Origin of the sequence: Kitasatospora sp. NPDC047058, from assembly GCF_040643935.1 — a bacterium.
GTDB lineage: Bacteria > Actinomycetota > Actinomycetes > Streptomycetales > Streptomycetaceae > Kitasatospora.
On sequence record NZ_JBEYVJ010000402.1, the window covers coordinates 1 to 5,848 of the forward strand.

5 protein-coding genes are annotated in these 5,848 nt (G+C 72.6%); 2 read left to right on the forward strand and 3 right to left on the reverse strand.

The genetic code is table 11. The features are described from left to right. Positions 1 to 505: 505 nt before the first annotated feature. Positions 506 to 736 carry a hypothetical protein gene (locus tag ABZ885_RS33940; RefSeq protein ID WP_360197388.1) on the reverse strand — a complete coding sequence of 77 codons (231 nt, stop codon included), beginning with the start codon at positions 734 to 736 and terminating at the stop codon, positions 506 to 508. Between the two features lie 413 nt (positions 737 to 1,149). On the opposite strand from ABZ885_RS33940, the gene ABZ885_RS33945 reads away from it, so the two are divergent. Both ABZ885_RS33945 and ABZ885_RS33950 read left to right on the forward strand, forming a co-directional pair. Beyond that, positions 1,150 to 2,229 (forward strand): hypothetical protein, encoded by a 1,080-nt coding sequence (locus ABZ885_RS33945; RefSeq protein ID WP_360197400.1) that lies wholly within the window; start codon positions 1,150 to 1,152, stop codon positions 2,227 to 2,229. 360 nt (positions 2,230 to 2,589) lie between these two features. Beyond that, a complete protein-coding gene (locus ABZ885_RS33950) occupies positions 2,590 to 2,898 on the forward strand; it encodes a hypothetical protein (protein WP_360197391.1) in 309 nt (102 codons plus the stop codon). Between the two features lie 281 nt (positions 2,899 to 3,179). Here the strand turns inward: ABZ885_RS33950 and ABZ885_RS33955 are convergent, their stop codons facing one another. Beyond that, positions 3,180 to 3,470, reverse strand: a complete 291-nt coding sequence (locus tag ABZ885_RS33955) for a hypothetical protein (RefSeq protein ID WP_360197394.1) — start codon at positions 3,468 to 3,470, stop codon at positions 3,180 to 3,182. A gap of 259 nt (positions 3,471 to 3,729) precedes the next feature. After that, positions 3,730 to 5,646 (reverse strand): hypothetical protein, encoded by a 1,917-nt coding sequence (locus ABZ885_RS33960; protein WP_360197397.1) that lies wholly within the window; start codon positions 5,644 to 5,646, stop codon positions 3,730 to 3,732. Positions 5,647 to 5,848: the final 202 nt, after the last annotated feature.

A 5,848-nucleotide genomic window follows, 5' to 3' on the forward strand; every position in this document is an offset into this window, starting at 1 on the left:
ACAACGCGAACCCCTTCCCCCCGGCCCCCTACGTCCACGCCTACAACGCGGACGGCAAGGAGATCTACAACCAGAAGACACAGCCCACGGCCAAGAACCGCTGACCTTGGGCGGCGGCCGCCTTCGCGGCCAGCCCCTGGTTGACGTGGCCGTGGGCATCGGCACGACCGTGGTGCTGAAGGTGCCGGAGGTCCTGGGCGAGCTCGTTCGGTGACCCTGGTGATCGCCGGCACCGCCGACTGTGAGGTGCTTGTGCCGCGGGCGCGGCAACTGCGGTCGACGCGGTCGGCCCGCTGTTCCGCTCGGGGGTTCGGACGGCCGGCCGACCATTCCCAGCGTGCGGGTGCGCGGGGCGGCCACGCACCCGCAGCTACGCCGGAGCGGCGATGGCTACCAGCTGCGCCAGGTTGTCGTAGGCGTCGCCCAGCACGCGGAAGCCGGCCAGGCGTGGCGGCAGGCGTGATGCCTGCGGCCACGCCCTGGTGGTGCCTGCTGCTTCGGCGATCTACCTGCCGGGCAGGGTTTCGGGCTCTTCGTCGTCCAGGAAGGCCTGGCCGGTGTCGATGCGTTCGACTCGGCTGGCCAGCACTGCCCCGCGTTCGACCTGGAGGACACGCTCCTGGCGCGGTGACCTTCCCCCGCTGAGCGGAAGGTGCCGTGCCCAGCGTGCACGGTGCCAGCGGATGTACTCCAGGTCCACGTCGCGGCGGGGGTCGGTCGTGAGAGGGCCTCGCACTGTGCCGGTGACCGTTCCGCGACGTGCAGGTCATCGGTCAGGTAGAGGCCGCCTTGGTCGAACTGCGTGTGGCAGTTCGGACACAGGCACAGGACCTTGCGCGGCGGGTGGCGTCGGCCGCCTGCCCGGAGTGCGGGCGGGACTCGTCGCGGCTGCACTGCTGCTACCGGCGGCGCCTGGCGGACCGTCCAGTAGCCGGCCGACGGGTACGCCTGGAACCGAGGGCGCGTCGTCTCGTGTGCGGGAACGACCTGTGCGCCCGGCACTTGCAGGCGAGGCCAAACGTTCGGGCGGTCCGTCACCTGGCCGGCCGGCCTGGCAGCGGCGGTGGCGCAGGCCAAGGCGGCGTGACAGGTGGCGCCGTGACCGGTGGCAGCGCGACACCGGGGCCGACACGCTGGCAGGATGCCGGGATGGACGAGATCATCCGCGCCGCGGGCGCACTGCTGGGCCGGCCCCTCCGGGACCCCGTCGATCTCGGTGGCAGCTCGCGCAGCACCGTGCTGCGCTGCCGGACGGCATCCGGCGGCAGCGTCGTCGTCAAGGCGTTCGCCGATGACCCGCAGGCGCGGCGCGCGTACACCGGCGAGACGGTCGGCCTCTCGCTCGGCCTTGCCGGGCCCGAGCTGATCGCCGCAGACCCCGAGCGGCGGCTGCTGGTGATGGCGGACCTGGGGGAGGCCCCCACCCTGGCGGACTTGCTGCTGGGCACCGACCCGAAGGCTGCCGAGCGCGCCCTGCTGGAGTGGGCCTGCGGCCTGGGTCGGCTGGCCGCGTCCTCGGTGCCGCGGCGTGCCGAGTTCGCGGCGCTCTGGCAGCGCCACGACCAGGGCCGACCGAGCTGGGAGGACGAACCGTGGCAACGGCAGAACGTCGATGCCTTCCTCGATCTGCTCGCTGAGTGCGGCCTGACCGTACCGCCCGGGCTGGCCGAGGAGCTCACCGCGATCGGCACCGCCGGCGGCGATCGATACCCCGGCTTCACGCCGGGGGACACCTGCCCCGACAACAACCTGATCACCGCGGACGGCCTGCGACTGATCGACTTCGAGGCGGCCGGGTACCAGTCGGTCTTCCTGACCGCCGCCTACTGCCGGATGCCGTTCTCCAGCTGCTGGTGCGTCTACCGGCTGCCCGACGACCTGGCCCGGCGGATCGAGCAGTCCTACCGGCTCGAGGTGCTGGCCCCGTACCCGGAGCTGGCCGACGAGATGCTCTGGCAGGCCGGGATGGCGCAGGCGGTGGTGGTCTGGACGGTCTACTCGACACTGCACCTGCTGCGCCGCGCGCTGCCCCAGGACGGCCCGATGCACCGCACCCGCCGACCGGTACCCACCCGCCGCCAGGTGCTGCGACACCGCTGGACGGGCGCGCTCGGGCTGACGGGATACCCGGCCTTCACCGCGACCATGCGGCTGCTGCTCTCCGAGCTCGCCTCGGGCTGGGACGTGCCCGACCTGCCCGGCTACCCGGCGTTCGCAGCGATCGTGTGAGGTCTCCGGGATCGGCCGGGCGCGACCGCCCGGACGCCGTGGGGCACGGCTCCCACGCGGGGGCCTCGTCGGCGGGTCAGCAGGGGAAGCGGGCGGCCCGAGGGTGTCCGCAGATCGAGCGGCGGCTTCGAGCACTGCGGAGCGGGGCGCTTCAGCACTGACCCCGTTCACGAGAAGGAGTTCTGGTCCAACTTCGAAGTTGGACCAGATCCGAAACTCGTGAACAGAACCACCTGCCACCCGTAGAGGCGTTGGCCCTGGCGATCCTCGCCGCCGTCGACCTCGCTCTCCCGGCCTGGGGGGGACGGCGGAGAGTATGAGGCCGAGACCCACCTGGTGGACGACCCGGCTTGGGCTGGGGTGACGATTGAGGCAGTCGTCACCGCGGTGAAGCGGGACGAGGATCTCAGCGTGGTCTTCATCGCCGACGACACCACGATGAAGTCCGCCCAGTACGCCCTCCTCGTCCTCGACCTCTTCGACGAGGGCGAGGACCTCGACCTCATGTACTACCAGGAACTGATCGACTCCCCGCCGGTCCGCGAGTTCCGTACGACCCCGGCCGCCGTGCATGACGTGCACGCGAATCTGTCGATCGGGAACATGGACTTCCAGGAGTTTGCCGCGAGCGCACATGCCGATTCTGAAGGCGTCCTTCGCCCCGTGTGATGAAGCCGTGGGCCTGATTCAGCAGGCCAACGGGTCGACTGGATCCGTTCAGTTGCGCTGGTTGAGGGCCCGGGTCAGGTCCCGGTTGGCCGACCGTGCGGCGTCCAGGTCGGCGCGCGCCTCCTCCAGCTGTCCTGCGAGTGCCACGGTCTGCTGTTCCAGCTGGGTGATGGTGCGTTGGGGTTCGTCGACGTCGGTGGGCGCGCCGAGACCGGACTCCCGCGATGCCTGTTCCCCCAGAGCTTGGGAGAGCCGTCTCTCCAGTTGCTGGACGCGAGCGGTCAGCCGGGTGTTTCGGGCCTGGGCGTTGGCCAGGTCGCCTGGGGCGAGGCTCGGCTGACAGGAGAGCTGCCGGCTGGGTCATGGCCGGCGGATTCAAGTTCGGCGGCGTGGACCAAGGCGAGCAGGTCACGGTGCCGGTAGAGGAACGTACGGTCCACCCGGGCCTGGCGGGCGATGCCGCAAACGCTGATCGGGGTGCCGTTCTTCGCGGCGTCTTTGACCGCGTCGGCGACGCGCTGGCACCGGCGGTCGGTGCCAGCCTGGCGCCCGCAGCGCATGGCGGGGATCATCCGGCGCCCCACGGGCGGACGTCGGGCAGCGGCTGGCGGATCTTCGGCAGGCCGAGCATGACCGTGCGCCCGCGGCGGACCACCGTGACCGCGTCCTCAATCTGGGTCCGGTCCTCCGGGGTGAGGTCCCCGGGTGATCAGGCGTCGGACCCTGCGGATCTCCTCTTCGGACGGCATGGCTTCCGAGCGGGCCCGGTCATCGGCCTCGAAGGCGGGCATCAGCCGATCGCGGCTGCGGAGCCGGTCAGCAAGTGTGTGCTCAGGTGAGCTCCACCGCGAGGATGCTGTCAGGCAGTGCGATGCAGACCTGCCCGCCCGGCGTGACGACGAGGTCGCACACGGGGCGGCCGAGGCGCAGGTCGACGGGGTCGGCGGTGACGCGGCCGTGGAGGCGGATCCGGACCAGGCCGTCGGACCAGGCGGCAGCGGTGAGCAGACCGCTCGGTGTGTCGTCGGCGGACACCGCGGTCACAGGATGGGGGCGGGCGTCCACGCACACGGCGTCGGGGCCGGAGTGCGGCCAGTGCCAGACGGTGCCGTCGGTGCCGCCGCTGATCTGGAGGAGTTCGCCCTTGTCGGTGGTGAGGTCGACGGCTGTGACCGGGCCGCGGTGGAGGCTCTTGTGAGAGCGGAGGCCGCCTTCGGTGCGAATGTAGGAGACGTCTCCGGCGTCGTCGCCGAGCGCAAGGACCTGGCCGGCCGTGCCCTGGGCCACCGCGGCAGCCGTGAGGGCGTCGGCTGTGCGACGGGTGATGCCGTCGAGGACCTCGGACAGGCGGCTGTCGGGCGCTCCGGCCGGCGGCAGGGTGGTTGCGGAGCCGTTCCGGTCGAGCAGGACCAAAGCACCATCGTCGCCTATCAGGAGGGCGGCGTGGTGGCCTTCGGGGAGCCGGAGCGGGTCCGCCTGCGTACTGGCGGCGCCGGTTTGCGGATCCAGGAAGCGCAGATACCCGGTCGTGCCGGCGGAAGAGTGCTCGCTGTACGCGATATGTCCGCGGTAGGGGCCGCGCCCGGGCAGGAGGTGCCGGATGTGGCCGCTGTCGGGCCGGTGCGACCAGAGGGCGCGCCATCGCCGGCCTGAGGTCGTGGCAAGCGCGTCGGCGGCCGGCTGGTGGTGGCCTGCCAGGTACGGATGCAGTGCCGCCGCGCGGTCGGCCGGCGTGGGAGCGGTGGTGCAGGCCTGGCCCGCAAGGCCCCACGCTTCAGCGAACGGGGCGCGCCCGTCGCCTTCGGTGGAGGCGTCCGGCGTCTGTGTGTGCTCGAAGGCGGCCGTGACGGTGGCCGGGTCGGCGTGGACCAGCACGAGGGGGTTGGTCAGCAGCTGGTCGGCGAAGCCGGCCAGCACGATGTGTCGCAGAAGGATCCCCAGGACCACGGGGTCGGCCTGGGCGAGGTCGGGTCGGCCGTTGCCGAGGAGCGGGACGGTCGCGGCTACGGCCCGTGCCAGTGCGGCGTGGTCGGCCGGCGGTCGGACGGTGGTGACGAGATCCGCAACCTGCTGCGGTCCCAGCCGCCACAGGGCGTGGAGGCCGTCGGCGGGCGGGACTAGGCGGGCGACCGCACGGTGGACCGTGTCGATGCCGCCGGCCCCGGGCAGCGCGGCCCAGGTGGCGAGAGTGACAGGGCGTCCGGCATCGGCCAGGGCGACCATGGCCGACCGTTCGTTCTCGGGTAGCGCGAGCCACCAGGCCTCGGCGATTGTGGTCGCCTGGTCTGACCGGCCGGGGGCCGCGATGCGAACGGCGAGGTGGGCCAGGCCCGGGCTTGGATACACCAGGTCGGCGTCCACGGGCGTCCCGCCAAGCCCGGCGCACCAGGCGGCGAATCGGGTGCGCTCGGTCCAGCGGGGGTCGTCCAGGTCGAGGACGGCGGCGCGGGGGTCCGCGGCGTGCAGGGCAGCCGCGGCCGAAGTCCCGGAGGCGCATTCGACCACCAGCCGGATCCACGGGATGCGCGCCAGCGGGGCAAGCAGGCCGTCGGCGATCCTCTCCGGCGCGTCCGGCACCAGGTCGCCGCCGGCACGGTCCAGGTCGGTGACGACGATCGTGCGGGGACGTCCGTCCTGAAGGGCCTCCAGCAGCTCCTGCGGGGTACCTGCGACCAGGCCGAGCCGTGCGGCCAGCAGCCAGGTCGCGCTGCGCACGGTGAGACCGTCGGCGGACAGGGCGGCGTGCACCTGTCGGTCCGGGTGGGGGCTTGCGGGCGGGCAGGCCGCGGTGAGCCAGGTGAGCAGGTGGGTACGGCCGCTGCCGGAGGAGCCGGCGATCCGGCATGGGACCGGGGCGAGCCCGCGCTGTACGTCTACGAGCAGCGCGTGCCCGCCGCCGGCGACACCCCGGAGCTGCTCCAGCGCGGCCTGATCGGCGCCCTCGCCGTCA

Coding starts and splice junctions, on each gene's coding strand:
- ABZ885_RS33945 (WP_360197400.1), top strand. CDS start 1,150: ATGGACGAGATCATCCGCGCCGCGGGCGCACTGCTGGGCCGGCCCCTC.
- ABZ885_RS33955 (WP_360197394.1), bottom strand. CDS start 3,470: ATGATCCCCGCCATGCGCTGCGGGCGCCAGGCTGGCACCGACCGCCGG.